The organism is Actinoplanes sp. NBC_00393 (assembly GCF_036053395.1).
Classification (GTDB): Bacteria; Actinomycetota; Actinomycetes; order Mycobacteriales; family Micromonosporaceae; genus Actinoplanes.
In genome coordinates this window covers 2,086,395-2,106,826 of the sequence record NZ_CP107942.1, presented here as the reverse complement: position 1 = coordinate 2,106,826, position 20,432 = coordinate 2,086,395, and the positions used below count along the sequence as shown (strand labels likewise).

Annotated in this window: 18 protein-coding genes; 9 read left to right on the top strand and 9 right to left on the bottom strand. The window is 70.9% G+C overall.

The annotated features are described in order from the left end of the window. Positions 1-72 precede the first annotated feature (72 nt). A complete protein-coding gene (locus OHA21_RS09535) occupies positions 73-309 on the top strand; it encodes a hypothetical protein (RefSeq protein WP_328472325.1) in 237 nt (78 codons plus the stop codon). A gap of 9 nt (positions 310-318) precedes the next feature. Next, the gene (locus OHA21_RS09530) at positions 319-2,175 is read left to right on the top strand and encodes a RiPP maturation radical SAM C-methyltransferase (protein ID WP_328472323.1); all 1,857 of its coding nucleotides are present in this window, start codon (positions 319-321) and stop codon (positions 2,173-2,175) included. A gap of 34 nt (positions 2,176-2,209) precedes the next feature. Here OHA21_RS09530 and OHA21_RS09525 read toward each other — a convergent pair whose 3' ends face one another. Then, positions 2,210-2,731, bottom strand: a complete 522-nt coding sequence (locus tag OHA21_RS09525; RefSeq protein ID WP_328472321.1) for a hypothetical protein — start codon at positions 2,729-2,731, stop codon at positions 2,210-2,212. 68 nt (positions 2,732-2,799) lie between these two features. On the opposite strand from OHA21_RS09525, the gene OHA21_RS09520 reads away from it, so the two are divergent. Beyond that, positions 2,800-5,670 carry an AfsR/SARP family transcriptional regulator gene (locus OHA21_RS09520; protein WP_328472319.1) on the top strand — a complete coding sequence of 957 codons (2,871 nt, stop codon included), beginning with the start codon at positions 2,800-2,802 and terminating at the stop codon, positions 5,668-5,670. Here the strand turns inward: OHA21_RS09520 and OHA21_RS09515 are convergent. Then, the gene (locus OHA21_RS09515; protein ID WP_328472316.1) at positions 5,639-7,516 is read right to left on the bottom strand and encodes a hypothetical protein; all 1,878 of its coding nucleotides are present in this window, start codon (positions 7,514-7,516) and stop codon (positions 5,639-5,641) included. The genes OHA21_RS09520 and OHA21_RS09515 overlap by 32 nt on opposite strands. Positions 7,517-7,656: 140 nt before the next feature. Between OHA21_RS09515 and OHA21_RS09510 the strand changes: the two genes are divergently transcribed. Further along, on the top strand, positions 7,657-9,204 hold the full coding sequence (locus OHA21_RS09510) for a hypothetical protein (RefSeq protein WP_328472314.1): 1,548 nt from the start codon (positions 7,657-7,659) through the stop codon (positions 9,202-9,204). A 68-nt stretch (positions 9,205-9,272) separates the two neighbouring features. Further along, positions 9,273-9,692, top strand: a complete 420-nt coding sequence (locus OHA21_RS09505; RefSeq protein WP_328472312.1) for a hypothetical protein — start codon at positions 9,273-9,275, stop codon at positions 9,690-9,692. A 51-nt stretch (positions 9,693-9,743) separates the two neighbouring features. Here the strand turns inward: OHA21_RS09505 and OHA21_RS09500 are convergent, their stop codons facing one another. From OHA21_RS09500 to OHA21_RS09485, 4 genes are all read right to left on the bottom strand, one after another. Then, positions 9,744-9,941, bottom strand: coding sequence for a hypothetical protein (locus OHA21_RS09500; RefSeq protein ID WP_328472310.1), 198 nt, complete (start codon positions 9,939-9,941; stop codon positions 9,744-9,746). Between the two features lie 23 nt (positions 9,942-9,964). Continuing rightward, on the bottom strand, positions 9,965-10,759 hold the full coding sequence (locus OHA21_RS09495; RefSeq protein WP_328472308.1) for an AfsR/SARP family transcriptional regulator: 795 nt from the start codon (positions 10,757-10,759) through the stop codon (positions 9,965-9,967). Between the two features lie 97 nt (positions 10,760-10,856). Beyond that, the gene (locus OHA21_RS09490) at positions 10,857-11,564 is read right to left on the bottom strand and encodes a hypothetical protein (protein WP_328472306.1); all 708 of its coding nucleotides are present in this window, start codon (positions 11,562-11,564) and stop codon (positions 10,857-10,859) included. Positions 11,565-11,596: 32 nt separating this feature from the next. Continuing rightward, positions 11,597-12,307 (bottom strand): FadR/GntR family transcriptional regulator, encoded by a 711-nt coding sequence (locus OHA21_RS09485; protein ID WP_328472304.1) that lies wholly within the window; start codon positions 12,305-12,307, stop codon positions 11,597-11,599. A 105-nt stretch (positions 12,308-12,412) separates the two neighbouring features. Here OHA21_RS09485 and OHA21_RS09480 point away from each other — a divergent pair, with 105 nt between their 5' ends. From OHA21_RS09480 to OHA21_RS09465, 4 genes are read left to right on the top strand one after another with little or no spacing between them, the layout of a single operon-like run. Then, positions 12,413-13,456, top strand: coding sequence for an ABC transporter ATP-binding protein (locus OHA21_RS09480; RefSeq protein ID WP_328472302.1), 1,044 nt, complete (start codon positions 12,413-12,415; stop codon positions 13,454-13,456). A 16-nt stretch (positions 13,457-13,472) separates the two neighbouring features. Further along, entirely contained in the window at positions 13,473-14,657 is a 1,185-nt protein-coding gene (locus OHA21_RS09475; protein ID WP_328472300.1) for an ABC transporter substrate-binding protein, read from the top strand. A 1-nt stretch (position 14,658) separates the two neighbouring features. Further along, complete coding sequence (locus OHA21_RS09470) at positions 14,659-15,516, top strand: ABC transporter permease (protein ID WP_328472298.1); 858 nt, start codon at positions 14,659-14,661, stop codon at positions 15,514-15,516. Continuing rightward, a complete protein-coding gene (locus OHA21_RS09465; RefSeq protein WP_328472296.1) occupies positions 15,513-16,328 on the top strand; it encodes an ABC transporter permease in 816 nt (271 codons plus the stop codon). Before OHA21_RS09470 ends, OHA21_RS09465 begins: the two co-directional genes overlap by 4 nt. A gap of 11 nt (positions 16,329-16,339) precedes the next feature. Here the strand turns inward: OHA21_RS09465 and OHA21_RS09460 are convergent, their stop codons facing one another. The 3 genes from OHA21_RS09460 to OHA21_RS09450 form a co-directional block, all read right to left on the bottom strand. After that, entirely contained in the window at positions 16,340-17,134 is a 795-nt protein-coding gene (locus OHA21_RS09460) for a DUF4142 domain-containing protein (RefSeq protein WP_328472294.1), read from the bottom strand. 91 nt (positions 17,135-17,225) lie between these two features. Continuing rightward, entirely contained in the window at positions 17,226-17,678 is a 453-nt protein-coding gene (locus OHA21_RS09455; protein WP_328472292.1) for an RICIN domain-containing protein, read from the bottom strand. A 22-nt stretch (positions 17,679-17,700) separates the two neighbouring features. Next, a complete protein-coding gene (locus OHA21_RS09450) occupies positions 17,701-20,427 on the bottom strand; it encodes a penicillin acylase family protein (RefSeq protein WP_328472290.1) in 2,727 nt (908 codons plus the stop codon). Between the last annotated feature and the right edge of the window lie 5 nt (positions 20,428-20,432).

Below are 20,432 nucleotides of genomic sequence, written 5' to 3'. Positions count from 1 at the left end.
TTCCTTGACGCACCGATCCCGCCCCGAGCACCGTGAGTAGCGAGTAGCTGACCCTCAGTTCCGGAGGTTCGCATGAGCACCCCCGAAGACCGCATCAACGAGCTGGCCGACCAGATGCCGACCATCACCTCGGCGCTGTCGGACAAGGACCGCAACCTGCTGTGGGGCATCTTCCAAGCCGGCGGCAAAGAGCTGCTGTCCGGCTCCGGCTTCGAGACCCGGATCGCCACCTTCGGCGGCACCAGCCCCGGCGGGTGGCGGATCGGCAACCCGCCCGGTGGAACACCCAGCAAGAAGGCCGCGACCTAGCCTGCCGCGATGGCGCCGCACGCCGACTGGCCCGTCGTGATCGTGTCGATGCCCTTCCTGGGCGCCGACCGGCCGTCGATCCAGGCCGGGCTGCTCACGGCCATCGTTCGCGGGCACGGCTTCCCGGCCCGGTCGCTGCACGCCAACCTGGACTTCGCCGCGCGCATCGGCGCCGGCGAGTACGCCCGGCTGGCGCAGCACCGCGGCCGGCTGGTCGGCGAGTGGCTGTTCTCGGCCGACGCGTTCGGCGACGACGCACCCGACCCGGGTTCCGGGCTGGTCGACAAGTTCGCCGGCGACCTGGCGTACCTGGGCGGGGTGCCACCGGCGATCCGCGACCGGCTGTTGACGATCCGCCGGGACGACGTGCCCGCGTACCTCGACGAACTGGCCGGCGCCTACCCGTGGCACGACGTCCGCGTGGTCGGTTTCAGCTGCACGTTCGAGCAGAACGCGGCCTCGTTCGCGCTGGCCCGGCGGCTCAAGGAACGGCACCCGGACCTGGTCACCGTGTTCGGCGGCGCCAACTTCGACGGCGGCATGGGCGCCGAACTCGTGCGTACGGTCGACTGCATCGACCTGGCCGTCAGCGGCGAGGCCGACGAGGCACTCCCCCGGTTGCTGCGGGCACTGGTCGCCGGCGACGACCCGGCCACGGTTCCGGGGGTGCTGCGGCGCGACGGCGACCGGGTGCTGGCCACCCCGCCCGCACCGCCGGGGGACGATCTCGATGCGCTGCCGGCGCCCGACTACGACGAGTACTTCGAGCGCGCCGAGCGGCTGGGCCTGCTCGACGCGGCCGGCCGCCGGCAGACCTGGATCCCGATCGAGACGGCCCGAGGCTGCTGGTGGGGCGCGAAACACCACTGCACGTTCTGCGGCCTGAACGCGGCGACGATGCAGTTCCGCGCCAAGTCACCGGCCCGGGTCCTGGACGAGCTGGCCGTGCAGACCCGGCGGTGCGGCAGTTTCCGGTTCGCGGCGGTCGACAACATCATGGATGTGCAGTACCTGACGACGCTGTTCCCGGAGATCGTCGGGCACGGGTTCGGCTACGAGTTCTTCTACGAGGTGAAGGCCAACCTGTCCCGCGCCCAGCTGGGTCTGCTGGCCCGCGCCGGTGTCACCCGGATCCAGCCCGGCCTCGAGTCGCTGAGCTCCCGGGTCCTGAAGCTGATGGCGAAGGGCAGCACGGCCGCCCAGAACGTCAACCTGTTGCGCTGGGCGGGCTACTACGGGATCCGGGTGTCGTGGAACGTGCTGTGGGGTTTTCCGGGCGAGTCCGCGCAGGACTATGCCGAGCAGGCGCTGGCCGTACCCCATCTGGTGCATCTGCAACCGCCGGAGAGTGCCGGACGCATCTGGCTGGAGCGCTTCAGCCCGCTCTTCGACCAGTCGGACGAGGCGCTGCGGTGGCGCCGGCCCGAGCCGAGCTACGGCTACGTCTATCCGGAGCGGGTCGATCTCGAGCAGGTCGCCTACTTCTTCGAGTACGAGCTGGCGGACCCGCTGCCCGACACGGCGTACCACGAATTGCGGGACGCGGTCGCGGCCTGGCAGCAGGCCTGGCAGGGCGACGTCCGGCCGACGCTGACCTACTGGTCGGCGCCGCAGTACCTGCGGATCTACGACGGGCGGTGGCCGGGCCGCGAGGGCACCTACACCTTCGAAGGGCCGGGAGCTGATGTGTACGCGGCGTGCAGCGAACGACCGATCAGCCCGGCCGCCGTCCGTGACCGTCTGGGCCTGACCATGCCGGTGTCGGCCGTCCGCGACGTGTTCGCCGAGTTCCACCGGCTCGGGCTGATGTTCCTCGACGGATCGGCGGGCCTCGCGCTGGCCCTGCCGGCCGTCGGCCGGCGGTAGGCGCGGCGCCGTGCCACGCCTACCGCGCCACCGGTCAGCTGACGTTCGAGAACCGGATGCGGAGATGGTCGATCCGGTTGAGCCGTGCCTCCGGCATCAGCGTGCTGTTCATCCACGTGTACGCCTTGTTGTTGCCCTTCGGGTCGAAGATCGCCCCGGCGAACGCCTCGTGGTAGTACGTGACCAGGGTGATCCCGTTGTTGTCGACCACGTCGACCGAGACGCCGAGGGTCACGCCGACGAAGACGTACGGATTGTGGATGTCGGCGTTGATCTGTGCCGCCAGGCTGCGCACGAACGTGCCGTCGCCGGTCTCCACCGACTGCACGAACGCCACCGCGGAGGCGTTGATCGAGCAGGTGGTGGCGGGCGGGGTCGAACTCGCGGCGGCGTACCAGCCGTCGCCGTCACCGGCCATCTCGGCCAGCCGGGCGTTGCTGTCAGCGGTCGGGGCGGTGTATCCGCGCGGCGCGGCCATCGCCCGGCCGACCAGCGGCAACAGGGCGGTGCCGAGAGCCAGGCCGCCGACCACGCGGTTCTGCAGAGTGCTGGGCATGATGTGTCTCCTCTCCCTCCGGAACGCCCGTCGTCCCGGATCGATGCACGCGATCGTGTCCTTCGGCGTTGCACCGGCCGGTACAGCGACCGCTGCACTCCCCGGGCCGGGACATGAGCGGGCTGCGCTACGCCGTCCTCGGCCCGCTCTGCGTCTGGCGGGATCGGCAGCCGGTCGCCCTGGGCCCGTTGCAGCAGCAGGTCGTGCTGGCCGTGCTTCTGCTGCAGGGCGGCCGTCCGATCGGACTGGACGCGATGATCGACGCGGTGTGGGGCGACGCCCCGCCGGGCTCGGCCGTCAACCTGATCCAGCGGCACGTCTCGGCGCTGCGCCGCTGCTTGGAGCCGAAGCGGCTCGCACGCGCCACCGACAGCCGGCTGACCTGGACGACCGGCGGCTACCGGCTGGTTCTCACCGGCGACACCCTGGACCTCGCCGACTTCGAATCTGCGGTGCAGCGCGCGAAGACCGCCCGCGACGCCGGTGACATCAAGACGGCGGCGGCGGAGCTGCGCGACGGCTTGCAGCTGTGGCGCGGTCCGCTGTGCAACGGCCTGTCCGGCCCGCTGCTCGACGCCGAGCGGGACCGGCTTGCCGACCGGCAGCTCACGGTGGTCCAGGAGCGCATCGCGTTCGATCTGGAGGTCGGCGCAGATCCGGCCCTGATCGACGAGCTGCGCCGCCTTGTCGCCGATCATCCGCTGCGCGAACGGCTCTCCGAGCTGCTCATGCTGGCCCTCTTCCGGGACGGGCGCCGGGCCGACGCCCTCACCGTGTTCCAACGGGTCCGCCGGGACCTGCGCGAGGAACTCGGCGTCGAACCCGCGCCCCCGCTGCAACGCCTGCACCAGCGCATCCTCGCCGGCGACCCGGAGCTGGTGCCGGAAGCCGCGCAGGCGCCGGCCGGCGTCAAGCCGCCCGGTGCCCCGGTGCCGGCACAGCTACCGCACACGCCACCGGACTTCGTCGGGCGCGAAGCCGAGCTGGAACACCTCGACGCGCTGCTGAACGGCACGGCCGCCGTCGTCGCGATCACCGGCACCGCCGGCGTCGGCAAGACCACCCTGGCGGTGACCTGGGCTCATCGGGTACGCGAGAAGTTCCCCGACGGCCAGCTCTACATCAACCTGCGCGGGTTCGACCCGACCGGCCCGGCCGTCGATCCCGGCCGGGCGGTCCGCGGCTTCCTGCAGGCGTTCGCCGTGCCACCCGACCGGCTCGGCCCGGACGTGGACGAGCAGGCGGCGCTGTTCCGCAGCACCCTCGCGGGCAAGCGGGTCCTCGTCGTCCTGGACAACGCGCGCGACGCCGACCAGATCCGGCCGCTGCTGCCCGGGTCGGACGACAGTCGTACCGTCGTCACCAGCCGAAATCAGCTGCTCAGCCTGGTGGCGATCGACGGCGCCCGTACCGTGCCGGTGGGTCTGATGTCGGACGGCGAGGCGCGGCACCTGCTGACCCGCCGCATCGGCGCGGCGCGGGTGAAGGCCGAGCCGGACCGGGCCGATGAGATCATCGCGCGCTGCGCCCGGCTGCCCCTGGCGCTGTCGGTGGTGACCGCGCGGGCCGCCGCCCATCCGCACTTCTCGCTGGCGGCGGTGGCGCAGGAACTGGACCAGGCGCGCGGCCGGCTCGACGTCTTCGATGCCGGTGATCTCGCCACCGACGTGCGCGCCGTGTTCGCCTGCTCGTACCGGCGGCTGAGCCCGGACGGCGCGCGCCTGTTCCGGCTGCTGGGCCTGCACTCGGGGCCGGAGATCTCGGCGCTGGCCGCGGCCGGGCTGGCCGGGGAGCCGGTCGCCTCGGTCACCGCGCGGCTCGGCGAGCTGGCCCGGGCCCATCTGATCACCGAACGGGCGCCCGGCCGGTTCGCTCTGCACGACCTACTCCGGGCGTACGCGGCCGAGCTCACCGAAGCACAGGAGTCACCCTCGGAACGGCGTGCGGCCCTGCGTCGGGTCCTCGACCACTATCTGCACACGGCGTACGCCGCCGACCGGATGCTCAACGCCCACCGCGACGACCCGATCACGCTGGAACCCGCCGCGTCCGGGGTCCGGGCCGGGTCGCCGGCCCATCACCAGGCCGCGCTCGCCTGGTTCAGCGCCGAGGAACCGGTGCTGCAGGCCATGCTGCGCCAGGCGGTCCGCGAAGGGCTCGACACCTACGCCTGGCAACTGGCGTGGACGCTGACCCAGTTCATGGACCGGGAGTGCCACTGGCACGACGCAGCCGTGGTGCAGGAGGAGGCGCTGCGGGCGACGATGCGCCTCGGCGATCCGCGCGGCGAGGCGGTGATCCGGGGGTGTCTGGCGTACGCGTACATCCGTTTGAACCGCTTCGAAGAAGCGTGCCAGCATCTGCTGGCCGCGCTCGCCCGCTATGAACGCCTCGGCGAACACACCGGGATGGGGCACGTGCATCGCACCATCGCCTGGATCCTCGACTGCCAGGGCCGCTACCGGGAGGCGCTGCCGGAGGTCCACACGGCACTGGAGCTCTTCCGGGCGGGCGGCCACCGGACCGGGGAGGCCCGGGCGCTCAACGCCATCGGATGGTTCCACTCCCGGCTGGGCGAACACGAGGCAGCGCTGGACTACTGCTCCCGCGGCCTGTCCCTGCTGCGCGAGATCGGCGACCGGTTCGACGAGGGCGACACCCTGGACAGCATGGGACGTGCGTACCACCAGCTGGGCCGCTACGACCGGGCCGCGGCCTGCTACCGCGAGGCGATCGAGCTGTACGCCGAGTTCGGCGACCGCTACGACGAGGGCGACGCCCTGGCCGCCCTCGGCGACGCCCACGCCGGAGCCGGCGACCGCGACGGCGCCCGGCGCGCCTGGACCCGCGCGGTGCAGATCCTCGACGACCTCCGGCACCCGGACGCGGACGCCGTCCGGGCCCGTCTCACGGATCCAGGCGGCCGCTCGCGGCCGTGAAACGGGCCGCAAGCTCCCCGTGCCCGTCGGCGGTGAGCTGCCGCAGGACCGCCGGATTCCGTTCGAGCGCCTCACTGAGCAGCACCGCCCGGCACCGTTCGAGACCGGTGACCGCGGTGACCGGCGCGCCGTCCGCGGCCGCGGCGTACGCGAGCCGCGGCCCGAGCATGACGGCGTCCCGCAGCCACGTCTCCTTCTGCCGGCGCAGGCCCTGGGTGCGAACCAGCCGCTCCAGCACGGTGACGCCCGCGGTGAGCGCGTCGACCGCGACCCGGTGACGTCCGTGCCGTGCGGCCCGCTCGCCCCACTCCAGGGCCGACCGCAGCGCGGTGGCCAGGTCGACCTCGCTGCCCAGCTCGATCGCCCGCCGCGCGGCCGTGTCGGATTCGTCGGCGGTCCGTTCCCGGCGTCCCAGCACCTCGGCGAGGCTGCTGAGCCACCCGGGCAGCCGTTGCGAGCCGTCCGGGGTCGCCGCGACCGCCGCCCGTACCGCCTCGGCCGCCTGCTCCAGGTCGGCGGGGGCGCTGTCCCGGTCGTATCGATCGAGCAGCGCCCGGCCGAGATTGTGGCTGGTCGCCGCCCGGGTGGCCCAGTCCAGCCCGCTGCCGCTGAGAGCCTGCTCGAAGCACCGGATCGCCCGGTCCAGGTCGGCCGGGCCGCCGCGCTCGTGGTACCGGTCGATCAGGCCGCCGCCGAGATTGCTCAGCACCATCGGCCGGTGGATCCCGGTCTCCGGCGTCCCGTCGACCGCCTCCTCGAACGCGGCCAGCGCGGCATCCAGATCCGCCGGATCACGGAACCGTTCGTGCCGCTCGGCCAGGACGAGCCCCAGGTTGGTCATGATCGCGGGCCGGCCGGAAGCCGTGGGCGGGCAGGTCTCGACGGCCCGGCGCAGGGCAGCGATCGACGCGTCGGCGTCGGCGATGTCGCCGCTGTGGTCGTAGCGGGTCAGCAGGACGACGCCCAGGTTGGACTGCCGGATCCACCAGTCGGCGGAGCCGGCCGGGGTGGCGTCGACGGCCTCGGTGGTCGCGGCCACTGCTCGGTCGAGGACGTCCAGCTCCCCGGTGTAGAGGAACACGTCGGACAGACCGTTGCCGAGACTGGCGAGCACGGCCGCGCGGTTCAGCGGATCCCGACAGAGATCAGCCGCTTGCTGTAAGACCTGGGCGCCTTCCTCGTACTGCTCCCGCTCGCCTCCCCGGGCTGCCCGGACCAGCAAAGCCCGGCCATAGGTGCTCAACGCCTCCGGATAGGTGGCGCAGGCCGCACCGGCGCCGACCGCTTCCGCGGCGGCGTCGATCGCCGCCCGCAGATCGGCATCCTCCGCGAGCAGGGCGAACCGGTCCAGCAGACCGACCGCGAGGTTGGTGAGCAACCCCGGCCGGACCTCACTCGGCGTAGCGGGGTCACCGGCTGCGGCCCGGGCGGCCGCGATGGCCGCATGCAGATCCTGCGGATCTCCCCGATCGTCGAAGCGGCGGGAGTACGCGAGAAACAGCTGATTCCCCCACACAGCCCGCATCGGTGAGCCGGCCGAAACGATCGCGATCGCCTCGGTCAGCCCGGTGATCGTCTCGTCGGCGGCCAGGATCGCGGCCTGCTCATCGAAGTACGCCGCGACGCCTTGCTCGCCGCACTCGCGCAGCATGTCGCGATACTCCCGCAGCTTCCCGGCGGACTCCGGGTCGTCCCGCACCTGATCGGCCCAGCCGTCCACAACCGCCACGGCCGCAGGGCTGCTGAGCTCCGGGTCGGCCTCCAGCAGGCGCCGCATCTCCGCCCACGTCGCGGCATTGACCACAGCCACAAGCCGGGTCGCAAGATCACCCAGATCGGACGGCATGATCGCTGACCCCTCCCTGCCACCACCGGCCGGTATCGTCAGGCTAACCACTGCGGAGGACGGTGGAGATGGCGGCGAAGCCGGCAGTTCGGCGAGCAAGCCGTGACGTGCTGGGTGCGCGGGCGCAACGGAACGCGCGCGTGGCGCCGCGGCTGGTCGAGCACGGCGCGGCGTCGCTGCGCCGGTTCCGGGCCACCGACCTGCCCGCCGACCTGCGCGCGGCGGTGGCGGCCCTCGAGCGGGCCGCGGCGCTCACGCCCGCCGGGGATCCGGACCGTTCGGCGATTCTCAGCAACCTCGGGCTCGCGCTGATCGACGTCGACCCGGCCCGGGCCGTCACCGTGCTCGACGAGGCCGTCGAGACGTCCGTCGAACCGGCGCAGCGGTCGGCGGCCCTGGCGAACCTGGGGATCGCCCTGCTCGCCGGGCCCGCTCACCAGGCCGTCGACGTGCTGATCGAGGCGGCTGCCCTGGCCGCCGGCGACCCGGACGAGCAGTCGCGACGCTTCGGCAATCTCGGCATCGCCTTCGGAGCCCGGTACCAGCATTCCGGCGACGCGAAGGACCTCGACCGGGCTGTCGACGCCTACGAGCAGGCCGTGGCGAACGCCCGGGAGGACCGGCCGACGGCACTCGCCAATCTGAGCACCGGCCTGGCGGAGCGGTACGCCGTCCATGGCCGCCCGCACGACCTGGACCGCGCGATCGACCTGAGTGCCCAGGCTCTTCAAAGCGCACCGGACGCGGACCGCATCGAGAACCAGGCACTGATGCTGCGGGACCGGTTCGTCCGGGACGGCGACCTGGCCGACCTGGACGAGGCCGTCGACCAGCTCGAGACCATCCCCGGCCTGCTCGATCAACTGGCCACCACGCTGCGGATGCGGGCCTCCTACCGGGGCGATCCAGCGGAGTTGCGCCGCGCGGTGGAACTGCATCGCGAAGCCGCGAAAACGGTGGAGCAGGCTGCCCGGATCCCGGTTCTGAACAATCTGGGCGGGTCGCTGCGCGCGTGGGCGGCAGCGACAGAGCTGATCACACCGCTCGACGAGGCGATCTCCGCGTACCGGGAAGCGCTGAGCCTGGCCGAGGCGAAGGACGACCGCAGCGCCATCCGGGGCAACCTCGGCATCGGGCTGCTCGACCGCTACGACCGTACGTCAGCAGACGCCGACCTGGACGCCGCGATCGACGAGCTCACCGCGGCGGTTGCGGAGACCGATCCGCGGTCACCGGACCTGCCGGCCCGGCTCGCCAACCTGGGCAACGGGCTGCGCCGCCGGTTCGATCGACACCGGCGGCCGGACGACGCGGACCAGACAGCGGCCGCCTACCGACGGGCCGGCCGGCTGACCGGAAGCGCCGAGGCGGCGCTGCGCGCGGAACTGAACTGGGGACGCTGGGCCAACCAGCACCGCGATTGGACCCAGGCCAGGGAGGCGTTCGCAGCGGCCCGCACGGCAGCGGACCGGCTGCTCGCCCAGCAGGTGATGCGACGGGACAAGGAGAGCTCCGGCCGGAGCTGGCCGCCCGCTACCGTCAGGCGGCCGCCCGGGTGCGGACGATGGAGGCCGGCCGGTCCGGGTAGGCCGCCGCCACCATCCGGCGCGCCCAGCGCATCCGGGCCACCGCAGTGCCCGTCGAACTACGACTTACTCGATTGCCGCGGCCGGCTAATCCGCGGCTAAGGGACCGGGAAGCCGGCCGGTCCATGCTTCCCCGGTCGACAGCACGGAGCTGTCGCGGAAAGGGAGTGATGGCAAGGATCCAGTTCCCCAACAGGCTCTTCGGCCCGGGTGACTTCTTCGCCGAGGTTGTGGACAACAACGGCGACCCGACCGAGGTTCTGGAGGCCGGCGACTCGTTCGAGATCCGGACCAAATGGGACATCGGCCTGCTCGCGGCGCTGCTGATGGGCGGCGAGTGGACGGTCAGCACGTACGTCGAGTCGCTCGGCCCGGGTCCGGAGAAGCTGATCGGCACCACGACGCTGCCGCTGGACGGGTCGACCGCCTACAAGGCGACCGTGCACGTCCCGGCGAACACGCTGCCCAACGACCCGCCGCCGCCCACCGGCGGGGTGTACAAGATGGTCACCGTGCTCACCCACCGCAACTTCAAGAAGATCAGCAATGTGGCGGCGGTCGCCGAGGGACCGGTCGTCCGCATCGCCTGAAGGACCCGCAACACCGATGGCGGTCGCGCTCACGCGGCCGCCATCGCCGCGTCAGGACCGGTGGACCTCCGGCACCGACAGCGAGATGTCACCGATCGAGCCGCGGTGCAGCGCGGCGCGGTCGCCGTGGTCGACGATCACCATCTCGCCGGTGTCGCGGTCGATGACGAGGCGGCGCCCGCAGGACTCGCACTCGAACAGCAGGCCACCCGGCTCGGCCACGCCGATCAGCTGATGAACAGTGGACATGCCCCGAACGTACGCCGCCCGGATCAGGACGCAAGCCGGGTGCCGCGCTCCGGCCGTGGATGGCACAGTTCCCGGAACAGCTCGGTGGTCCGCGCCGACGGCGGCACGCGCAGGGACTTCCACAGCAGCTCGACGAGCCGGTGGTACTGCGACAGGGCGAGGTGCCGCTGCCCGGTCGCCGCGTAGCACCACATGAGCCGCTGGTGCGCCGCCTCGTTGCACGGGTCGATCTCCAGCAGGCGCCGCGCCAGCATGGTCGCCGGGCCGAGGGCGCGCTGCTCGACGTACCACTCGACCAGGCGGGCGTGCACGTCGATCACGTCCAGCCGCACGGCCTCGCGGACCGGCACCGCCCATTCCGCGTACGGGTCGTCGGCGAGGAAGTCACCGTCGTAGAGCTGGCAGGCGGCTTCGTAGTCGCGCATCGCCGCACTCCGGTCACCGTGCCGGTCGGCCTGCGCGCCGTCCGACCGGTGCCGGGCGAACTGTTCGACATCGGTCCAGATCGTCGCCGTACCCGCGATCCGGTAGGCCTCGAAGCGCCGCTCGACCGCCACCCCGGGATGCGCAGCCCGCAGCGCCCGCCGGATGTAGCTCAGCGTGACGTGCAGGTTGTTGCGGGCCGCCTCCGGCTCGGCGTCCGGCCAGAAGGTGTCGGCGAGCACGTCGCGCGGCACCGGCGCCCGGCGGTTGGCGAGCAGGTAGGCCAGCATCTGGCGGGCCCGCCGGCGCGGTCCGGTGTCCACCGCGACATCGTCGACCGTCACCCGGAATCCGCCCAGGAAGCGGGCCATCAACAACGGCCGCTGCTCGGTCATGCGGTCACCTCCCCGACGACAGCCACCAGTGACGATGTCCATCGTGCGAGGAAGGCCCGCACCAGCCGTTGCAGTGTCCGTTGCAGTCGCCCGGGGGTCACGGCCAGGTCAGTACCGCCAAGGGGAGCAGGGGGCAGGGCACCAGACCAACACCGTCCGGCAGCGTACGCGCGACGTGCTCCTGCAGCGCCGCACGGATGTGCGGCTCCCGGACCAGCGACCCGGTCAGATGGTGGGCGGTGCTGCCGGCGACCACCCGGCCCTGGGTGTTGACCACGGCGACCGGGGCGCCGACCGCGCGCAGAGCCGGCCGCAGAGCCCGTTCCAGGTCGCCGACGAAGACGTCCGCACCGGCGATCCCGGCGAAGGCCCCGCCCACGGTGAGCGGCACGGTGAAGGTCAGCGTGTACTGCTCGGCGCAGACGTAGTCCACATACGGCCCGGTGACGTGACGCCGGCCGGTGGCCCGGGGCACGGCGAACCACTGCTGCCGGGTGACGTCGACGAAGGTGTCGCTGAGCGGATCGAGGTCCAGTTCGAGCCGGGTCCGCCCCTCGGGCCGGCTGTCCATCCACCACTCCACTGCGGACCGGTCACCGATGACGCCGGCACCGGTGATCAGTCCGCCCAGGGCGGCGATCACCTGCGGTTGCATGGCGGCGAGGTCGGCGCCGGCGGCGAACAGGTCCTCGGCGCACCGGCGCAGCCGGTCGGCGACGGTGAAGGTCTGCTCCGCGAGGGCGGTGACGTGGTCGGCCAGGGCGGTGCCGGCCGGCGCTGCTCTACGGGTAGTCGCTTGTCCCACGGGACCCACCTCGGCTCTTACGACGGGCGTGGTCACGGCTCGACCAACGTCAGATGCAGGTTTATCAGTCGCTCGACGGCCTTCTCAATGTGTTCTTCGGTGAGCCGCCGGGCCCGGTCGTCGTCGCCTTCCGAAATCGCGACCGTGATCGCTCGGTGCTCGGCGTGCGGATCACCGGGGTCGTCGCCGTGCAGCACCGGTGACCAGAGCAACGTGCCCAGCTCCGTTCCGAATCGTACTTCCTCACGGGCCAGCCGGGCGGACTGTGCGACCGCCGCGACCTCCAGGTGAAAAGCACGCTCGACCCGGTGCACCGGCCAGCCCCGGTCGGTGGTCTCCTCCTCGATGCGCTGCACGTCGTCGGGGGTGGCGCGTTGCGCGGCGAGCCGGGCCGCGGCCCCCGCGATCGCCACGTAGTGGTCCCCGGTGTCCTGCAGGTTCGGCAGGCTGAGCTCGCTCAGCCGGGTCCGCAGCACCGTGTCGGCGGGCGCCCGGACAAAGCTGCCGCCACCGCGGCCACGCCGGGTCTCCAGCAGGTTGCGGTGCCGCAGGGCGACCAGGGCTTCCCGCACGGTGACCCGGGAGACGCCGAACTGCGCGGCCAGGTCGGCCTCGCTGGGGAGTTGCTCGGCGTCGGTGAGCAACCCGAACGTGATCGCGTCGGTGAGCCGCCGCACCACGGTCTCGGCTCGGCTGTGCGGGTCGAGTGGTGTGAAAACCACGCTGCCTCGGTCCGTCCCCATGACCAAGATTCTTCCTCACGGCTGTTTACCGAGCGGTTACCGGGCGGCCTTGACCTTTAAAGTCTAACGCCATACGTTTTCCGAAAATCGAGCCGGAGGACGCCCGTGACCGACACTTCTACCCCGGCCATCCGGCTCACCGGCCTGCGCAAAACGTTCGGCAGCGTCGAGGCGGTGGCCGGCATCGACCTGGCGATCGCCGACGGCGAGTTCTTCTCGATGCTCGGGCCCTCCGGCTCCGGCAAGACCACCGTCCTGCGGATGATCGCCGGCTTCGAGCTGCCCACCGCCGGGACGGTTGAGCTCGGTGGGCGCGACGTGACCCGCCTGGCCCCGTTCGAGCGCGACGTGAACACGGTCTTCCAGGACTACGCGCTGTTCCCGCACCTGACCGTGATGGAGAACGTGGAGTACGGACTGAAGGTCCGCAAGGTCGCCAAACGCGAGCGCCGGACCCGGGCCGAGGAGGCCCTGGCCAAGGTCCGCCTCGAGGGCTTCGGCGACCGCAAGCCGGCCGCCATGTCCGGCGGGCAGCGGCAGCGGGTCGCGCTGGCCCGCGCCCTGGTCAACCAGCCCAAGGTGCTGCTGCTCGACGAGCCGCTCGGCGCGCTCGACCTGAAACTGCGCGAGCAGATGCAGGTGGAGCTCAAGGCGATCCAGCGCGAGGTGGGCATCACGTTCGTCTTCGTCACGCACGACCAGGACGAGGCGCTCACCATGAGCGACCGCGTCGCGGTCTTCGAGCACGGCCGGATCGCCCAGATCGGTACGCCCGAGGAGGTGTACGAGAAGCCGCACAGCTCGTTCGTCGCCGGTTTCGTCGGCACCTCCAACGTGTTCACCGGCGACACCGCGAAGGCGCTGTTCTCGCGCGAGGGCGCCTTCTCCGTACGTCCGGAAAAGATCCTCCTGACGGCCGACGGCGAAGCCGGGGGCGGAACGCCCGGCACCGTGGCCGAAGTGATCTACGCAGGCCCGGTGACCAGGTATGTCGTCGATCTCGACGCCGGCAGCCGGGTCGTCGTCGTCTCGCAGAACGTCCACAACGGCGCCCCGCTCGCAGCTCGAGCCCAGCGGGTCCGCCTCAGCTGGCACGACGACCACGTCGTCGAGATCCCCTCGAAGGACAAGGAGACCGCGGATGCGTAGCAGCGGGAGAATAGTCATGGCGGCGCTGGCGGCGGGCGTGCTCACGCTCGCCGGATGCGGCGGCGGAGGTGACGGCGACTCGGGCAGCGGCTCGGGTCCCGGCGGCCTCAGCGTTCCGAAACTCGACAAGGCGACGGCGGTGGGCGCCGGCGAGGGTTCGGTCAACGTGGTGTCCTGGGCCGGCTATGTGGAGGACGGCTCCACCGACAAGTCGGTCGACTGGGTGACCGGTTTCGAACAGGAGACCGGCTGCCAGGTCAACAACAAGATCGCCGGGACGAGCGACGAGATGGTCGCCCTGATGAAGACCGGCGAGTACGACGTGGTCTCCGCCTCCGGCGACGCCTCGCTGCGGCTGATCTACGGCGGTGACGTGGCGCCGGTCAACACCGACCTGATCAGCAACTACAAGGACGTCTTCGAGGCGCTGAAGAACAAGACGTGGAACTCGGTGGACGGCCAGCCCTACGGCGTCCCGCACGGCCGCGGCGCCAACCTGCTGATGTACCGCACGGATGTGGTCACCCCGGCGCCGACCTCGTGGGGCGCGGTCTTCGATCCGGCGTCGCCCCACAAGGGCAAGATCACGGCGTACGACTCGCCGATCTACATCGCCGACGCGGCGCTCTATCTCATGAAGACCAAGCCCGAACTCAACATCAAGAATCCGTACGCGCTGGACGACACCCAGTTCCAGGCGGCGGTGGACCTGCTCAAGCAGCAGAACGAGCTGATCGGCGAGTACTGGTCGGATTACACCAAGGAGGTGCAGGCGTTCAAGGCCGGCAACTCGGTGCTCGGCACGACGTGGCAGGTCATCGCGAACCTCACCAAGGCCGACAAGGCGCCGGTCGAGGTGGTGCTGCCGACCGAGGGCGCGACCGGCTGGTCCGACACCTGGATGATCTCGGCGAAGGCGAAGCACCCGAACTGCGCGTACCTCTGGATGAACCACATCATCAGCCCGAAGGCGAACGCCGGGGTGGCCGAGTGGTTCGGTGAGGCCCCGTCGAACAAGCTGTCCTGCGCCGAGACCAAGGATGCCAACCACTGCGACACGTTCCACGCCGAGGACGAGGCCTACTTCGACCAGGTCTGGTACTGGACCACCCCGCTCGCCCAGTGCCTCGACGGGCGTACCGATGTGACCTGCAAGGACTACTCGGCCTGGACCCAGGCCTGGACCACCGTCAAGGGATAGCGTGTCGACTCTCGGTTCATACCTGCACCGGCGCCCGCGCCTGCGGCTGGCCGCCCTGCTCTCCGCACCACTGCTCTGGCTGGTCGTCGCCTATCTCGGCGCGCTCGCGGTGCTGCTGGTGTCAGCGTTCTGGACCGTCAACGGCTTCACCGGCGAGACGGTCCGGGAGTTCTCCCTGGCGAACTTCCGGACCATCCTCGCCGAGGAGGTCTACCGGGCCGTCACCCTGCGCAGCATCGGGGTGGCGGCCGCGGTCACCGGCATCTGCGTCGTCCTCGCCGTGCCGATGGCGTTCTTCATGGCGAAGGTCGCGTCGGCGCGGTCCCGGCACTGGCTGGTGATCGCGATCCTCACCCCGCTGTGGGCCAGTTACCTGGTCAAGGCGTACGCCTGGCGGATCCTGCTGGCCAACGGCGGTCCGGTCGACACGCTGCTCGGTGGGCCGGGCAGCGGGCCCGGCTACGGACTGTTCGCCACCATCCTGGTGCTGTCCTACCTCTGGCTGCCGTACATGATCCTGCCGGTCTATGCCGGCCTGGAACGCCTGCCGGACTCGCTGCTGGAGGCCTCCGCCGATCTCGGCGCGCGCGCCGGGCGGACGTTCCGGACCATCGTGCTGCCGATCCTGATCCCGTCGGTCTTCGCCGGCTCGATCTTCACGTTCTCGCTGTCGCTGGGCGACTACATCACCGTGCAGATCGTCGGCGGCAAGACCCAGTTGCTCGGCAACGTCGTCTACGCCAACATCGGCGCCGCGAACAACCTGCCGTTCGCCGCCGCGATCGCGACCATCCCGGTCCTGGTCATGGTCATCTACCTGGTCGCGGTCCGCCGCTCGGGCGCATTGGAGCAGCTGTGACCCTCTCCCCCACCGCGCGCTGGGCCCTGCGGATCACCATGGGCCTCGGCCTGGTGTTCATCTACGTGCCGCTGCTGCTGGTCCTGGTCAACTCGTTCAACGGCGACCGCACGTTCGCGTGGCCGCCGCACGACCTCACCACCCGCTGGTGGGCCGCCGCGTGGCAGAACGACGGCGCCCGGCAGGCCCTGCTCACCTCGGTGAAGGCCGGGCTCGGTGCGACCGCGATCGCCTTGGTGCTGGGCACGATGGTGGCGTTCGCGTGTCAGCGTTTCACCTTCTTCGGCCGCGACACCGTCTCGCTGCTGATCGTGCTGCCGATCGCGCTGCCGGGCATCGTCACCGGGATCGCCCTGGACAGCGCCTGGCGCTCGGTGATGGGCGACCTCGGGATCGGCAAGGGCATGTTCTCGGTGATCGTCGGGCACGCCACGTTCTGCGTGGTCACCGTCTACAACAACGTGCTGGCCCGGCTGCGGCGCACCGGCACCAACCTGGAGGACGCCTCGGCCGACCTGGGGGCGTCGCCGTGGCAGACGTTCCGCTACATCACGTTCCCGATGATCCGGACAGCGCTGCTGGCGGGCGGTCTGCTGGCGTTCGCGCTCTCCTTCGACGAGATCATCGTGACAACGTTCACGGCCGGCCCCGGGGTGACCACGCTGCCGATCTGGATCTTCAACAACCTGTTCCGGCCGAACCAGGCGCCGATCGTCAACGTGGTCGCCGCCGTCCTGATCATCCTGTCGGTGATCCCGGTCTGGCTGGCCCAGCGGCTCGCCGGCCCGGAGGCCGGCGCCAGCCGCACCTGACCAGCCGGAATTCAGTCGGCGTAGTAGCGGGTCCGCCGTGACCGGTAGGCCGACCGGCGGTTGCCGACGAGCTGCCGGGTCGCGACGACGCCCGCGGCCAGCCCGCCGCCGAGCGCGGCCAGGATCAGCGGCACGTTGGTTCCGGAGGTCGAGCTCTCCTCGGCGGCCGGCACCACCCGGGCCTGGGCCTGGGCCGTCGCTGCTCCCGGCGGCGGTGCGGTGGGCAGGCCGGCGTAGTCGACGATGCCGCTGCTCTCCAGCAGGGTCATGTGCGTCATCACGAACTGGTTCGCCTGCTGCGCGAGCTTGCGGACCGTGTCGTTGCGGGTGCTCGCCCGGATCGTGGCGATCGCCGGGAAGATCTTGCCGTGCGCCGCGCGGAGCCGGTCGATGTAGACGTCGTCGAACTCGGGGCCCTGTGACTCCTCCATCTCGGCGAGCCAGCCCTGCTGGTCCTTGTTGGGCTCGTTGGGCAGCGCGATGTCCAGCTTCTTGGCGGCGTTGCGGGTCAGCAGGTCCAGCTCCTCGTGCTGGTCCGCGATGCTGCGGCCGATCTTCTTGATCCGCGCGCTGTTGGACTTGTCCTGCGCCATCTCGCCGGCGGGGATCTCCCACAGGCCGGCGAGGCGGACCTTGATGACGAAGTCCCGGTCGGCGTCCGAGATGTCGCCCCGGCCCCGGTCGCTGAGCAGGTTCTCCGGAGGTACGGGCACGTCCGCGGCTCGCGCCTGGTCCGGCACGAACAGGATCAGAGCGCCGGCGAGAAACGCCAGCCCGACACTGCGGCGCCACGCGAGTGTTGCCACGCGAACCTCCTTGAATGATCATCGAGTACCGTCTACCCGTAGCGGTACCAGGAGATACGCAGCGCTGACCGGATCGGATCAGCTCAAGCTCTCAAACTTGGTTACGCCACTTCTGGGTGGGCCGGTCGGCGCACTCGCGAAGGCGGACGGTGCCCTGGCCGGTCTGGTCCACGGCGACCTCGGTGAGGCAGCGCCCGTACCGGCCACCGGCGCGCAGGGTGCCGGTGTACCACCAGCCCTGGCTCGCGGTGAACATGCAGGTGGCCACCCTGATCAGGGCGCCGCGAGGTTCGACGCAGTTGCCGTTGTTGGTGAAGTGGCCGTCGCTGGTCTGGTAGAAGCTCTGCGCCGCACGCCCAACCTTGCAGGGCGTGGTGTGCAGGACCGTGCCGACCACACCGCCGGTCAGGCAGCGACCGGGTGGCTCTCCGGTGACCAGCCAGCCCTGGATCAGGGGCGGCGGCATCGGCGCGGCCGTCGCGGGGACGGCCGCGCCGAGCAGGAAGGCTGCTACAAAGCTGGAGAAAACCGGACTAGAGCGCATGAAACAACTCTAGAGCGACTTCCTAGCGAGCTGTGTCGTAGCGGCGCAACGGGTAGGTGTCGTTGGTCAGCCAGCGTGGCAGGAGGTTCTGTTCTAATCGGCTGCCGAGCCGCTCGCTCACGCCGCCGGGCATCGAGTCGACGGTGCGCCAGCCGGACGCGGTCGCGGAGGCCACGAACCGGCGGACCGGGATCAGGGCGATGGTGAACTTGTCCGGAGCGTCGGCGCGTACCGGGTGGCCGGACACGTCGGGGACGTTGAAGCCGCCGTCGACCGGGATGCCGGGCAGGCCGGGCAGCGGTGAGGTGAACCGGTTGCCCTCGGACGGGACGGTGTAGGGCGCGCCGAGCGGGGAGGTCAGCGTGATCCGGTGCAGCTTGCCCCAGCGGTAGTCGATCTGGCGCGTCGAATTCGCGTACGCCGCCTTGAAGTTGTCGGAGGCAGCCAGCGTGAGCGCATCGCCCAGGCTCTTGAGGATGAGGAAGTCGCGGCGATCCGCAGGATCGGCGATGCCGGGCACGGCGAAGAAGTCGATGCCGGAACGGCCGACGCCCTTGCGTGTGCCGAAGTCGTCGAGCAGCCGGCGCAGGGCGATCACCGACTGGACGTCGGCGGTCGCCAGCTTCGGTGAGATCTGCTGAACGTGCTGGTCGAGCGTGTTCACCGCGAACCGGCCACGCCAGAGCACGTAGATCGTGGCGGCCACGCTCTCCTCGATCTCCCGCCGCGTCGGCGTGCCGAGTTTGCCGTCCCGGTCGGCCGCGTCGTAGCCCTGCGGAATCCCGGTCGGGTAGCTGTGGTTCCACCGGGCCAGCCGTCCGGTCGCCTCGACGATCCGCCGATCCTTCGCCAGCGCGGCGAGCTGGGCAACGTCGCTGGTGCGGGCCCGCTTCAAGGCCTGCTCGATCAGCGGCGTGAAGTACTGGCCGTCGATCGTGGTGGTGTCGGCCTGCATGGCCTGCACGTCGGCCGCGGTGATCGGGTCGCCCTTGCGGATGGCGGCGCGAACCATGTCGGTGATCCGGCGGGCCCGGAAGCCGTTGTGGGCGAAGGCGAGGTAGGAGATGCCGCCGCCGGGACGCAGCTGGTTGAGCATGTCGTTGTCGAAGGTGTTGGCGGTCGAGTCGTTGTTCGCCGACACGATGAACCCGGCCGGCGGATTGATCACCTTCGGAAGTTCATCGAAGGGCAGGATCTCGTACGGCAGCGACTGGTTCGGCTGACGGTTGGTGACCGGGAGCCACTCGTTGCCGCCGGTCCCGTCCCGCAGCAGGTAGGGCGGGTTGCCCCTGACCTTGCCGGCCTGCAGGTCCTCGCGGATCGGCACCTCGGCGTTGGTGAAGTAGGCGATGGTGCCGTTCACGTCGGCGTAGGTGAAGTGCTGGGCGCCGACGTCGAAGTACTGGATGGCGTCGCGGAACTCGTCGACGTTGCGGGCCAGATTGAGCCGGCGGAAGGCCTCCAGCTCGGTGGTCGGCGAGAAACCGGTGTACTGCACGGACAGGGCGGTGCCGGCCTTCTCGTCGACGGACAGCAGCGGGCCGTTGTTGCGCCGGGGCACGATCAAAGTCCGGCCGGCCGGTGCGGGTTCCAGGGTGTCCGGCTTGCCGGGGGTACGGGCATTGACCCGGAACGTCTCCTCGATGACCTGAACCGGTTCCCGTCTGCCCTGGTAGACGGTGGACAGGCCGCTCGGCGACGCGGAGTCCTTCTCGATCTTCTCGACGAACGCGTCGGTGACGTCGGCGAAGTGCTGGGTGGCGGCGTAGGTGATGTTCCGGTTCTGGCCGAGCACGACGAACGGCGTACCGGGAAGGCTGTCGCCCTGCACGTCGAAACCGGCGCCCTCCAGGGTGATCGGGCTGAACGTCGCGGGCGTCTCCAGGCTCAGGTGCGGATCGCTGGCCAGGATCGGTCTGCCGGTCGCGGTGTGCTTGCCGCCGATGACCCAGGAGTTGGAGCCGCGGTCGCCGGAGCGGTTGAGGGCGGCGGTGATCATCGGGGCCTGTTCGGCCTGTTTCAGGTAGTCGTCGGCCAGTTTGACGGGCGCTGTTCTGGTGGTGACCTTCGTGGAGTCGATCACCGGGGATGCCTGGGCGAACGGCGCGAACGGGAACAGGTCGCCGAAGACCGCGGTGTGACCGTCGAGGCCGGCCGCCTGGTACGCCTGCACGTTCGTGGTCCGGTCGATGTCCAGGTCGAACGAGAGGGTGAAGGCGAGCGCCTTGTTGACCACCAGGCTGTCCACCGGGGTCCACGGGGCGACCTTGCTGACCTGCACGGACGCGTACTGGCCGGGGAGTCTGCCGCGCTTGAGGTAGGCGTTGACGCCCTCGGCGTACGAGCGGAGCGCGTCCTGGGTCGGCTCCGACAGCAGCGGCAGGCTCTTCTCGGCGGTGCGGCGCAGACCGAAGCGGCGCATCTGCTGGTCACCGGCGAGGGCGCTGCTGCCGAGCAGCTCGGCGAGGGTGCCGTCGGCGCGGCGGCGGGACACGTCCATCTGGAAGATGCGGTCCTCGGCGTGCACGTAGCCCTGCATGTAGAAGAGGTCGTGGGCGGTGGTGGCCCGGATGTGCGGGACGCCGTCCGCATCACGCACCACCTCAGCGGCTTTCCCGGCCGTGGCCTGCCCGGCCGGAAGGACGACTAGCGTGCCGGCGGCGAGCAGGCCGGCCGTGAACAAGGCGAGACGCATCAGCGGCTCCAATACCTCGGTGTTGTGGTCACCGAGCATTCGGCGAAGCGACACCGATG

Bases quoted from the DNA above. Each gene is read 5' to 3' on its own strand.
- OHA21_RS09535 (WP_328472325.1), top strand. From the start codon at position 73: ATGAGCACCCCCGAAGACCGCATCAACGAGCTGGCCGACCAGATGCCG.
- OHA21_RS09530 (WP_328472323.1), top strand. From the start codon at position 319: ATGGCGCCGCACGCCGACTGGCCCGTCGTGATCGTGTCGATGCCCTTC.
- OHA21_RS09525 (WP_328472321.1), bottom strand. From the start codon at position 2,731: ATGCCCAGCACTCTGCAGAACCGCGTGGTCGGCGGCCTGGCTCTCGGC.
- OHA21_RS09515 (WP_328472316.1), bottom strand. From the start codon at position 7,516: ATGCCGTCCGATCTGGGTGATCTTGCGACCCGGCTTGTGGCTGTGGTC.
- OHA21_RS09505 (WP_328472312.1), top strand. From the start codon at position 9,273: ATGGCAAGGATCCAGTTCCCCAACAGGCTCTTCGGCCCGGGTGACTTC.
- OHA21_RS09500 (WP_328472310.1), bottom strand. From the start codon at position 9,941: ATGTCCACTGTTCATCAGCTGATCGGCGTGGCCGAGCCGGGTGGCCTG.
- OHA21_RS09495 (WP_328472308.1), bottom strand. From the start codon at position 10,759: ATGACCGAGCAGCGGCCGTTGTTGATGGCCCGCTTCCTGGGCGGATTC.
- OHA21_RS09485 (WP_328472304.1), bottom strand. From the start codon at position 12,307: ATGGGGACGGACCGAGGCAGCGTGGTTTTCACACCACTCGACCCGCAC.
- OHA21_RS09475 (WP_328472300.1), top strand. From the start codon at position 13,473: ATGGCGGCGCTGGCGGCGGGCGTGCTCACGCTCGCCGGATGCGGCGGC.
- OHA21_RS09455 (WP_328472292.1), bottom strand. From the start codon at position 17,678: ATGCGCTCTAGTCCGGTTTTCTCCAGCTTTGTAGCAGCCTTCCTGCTC.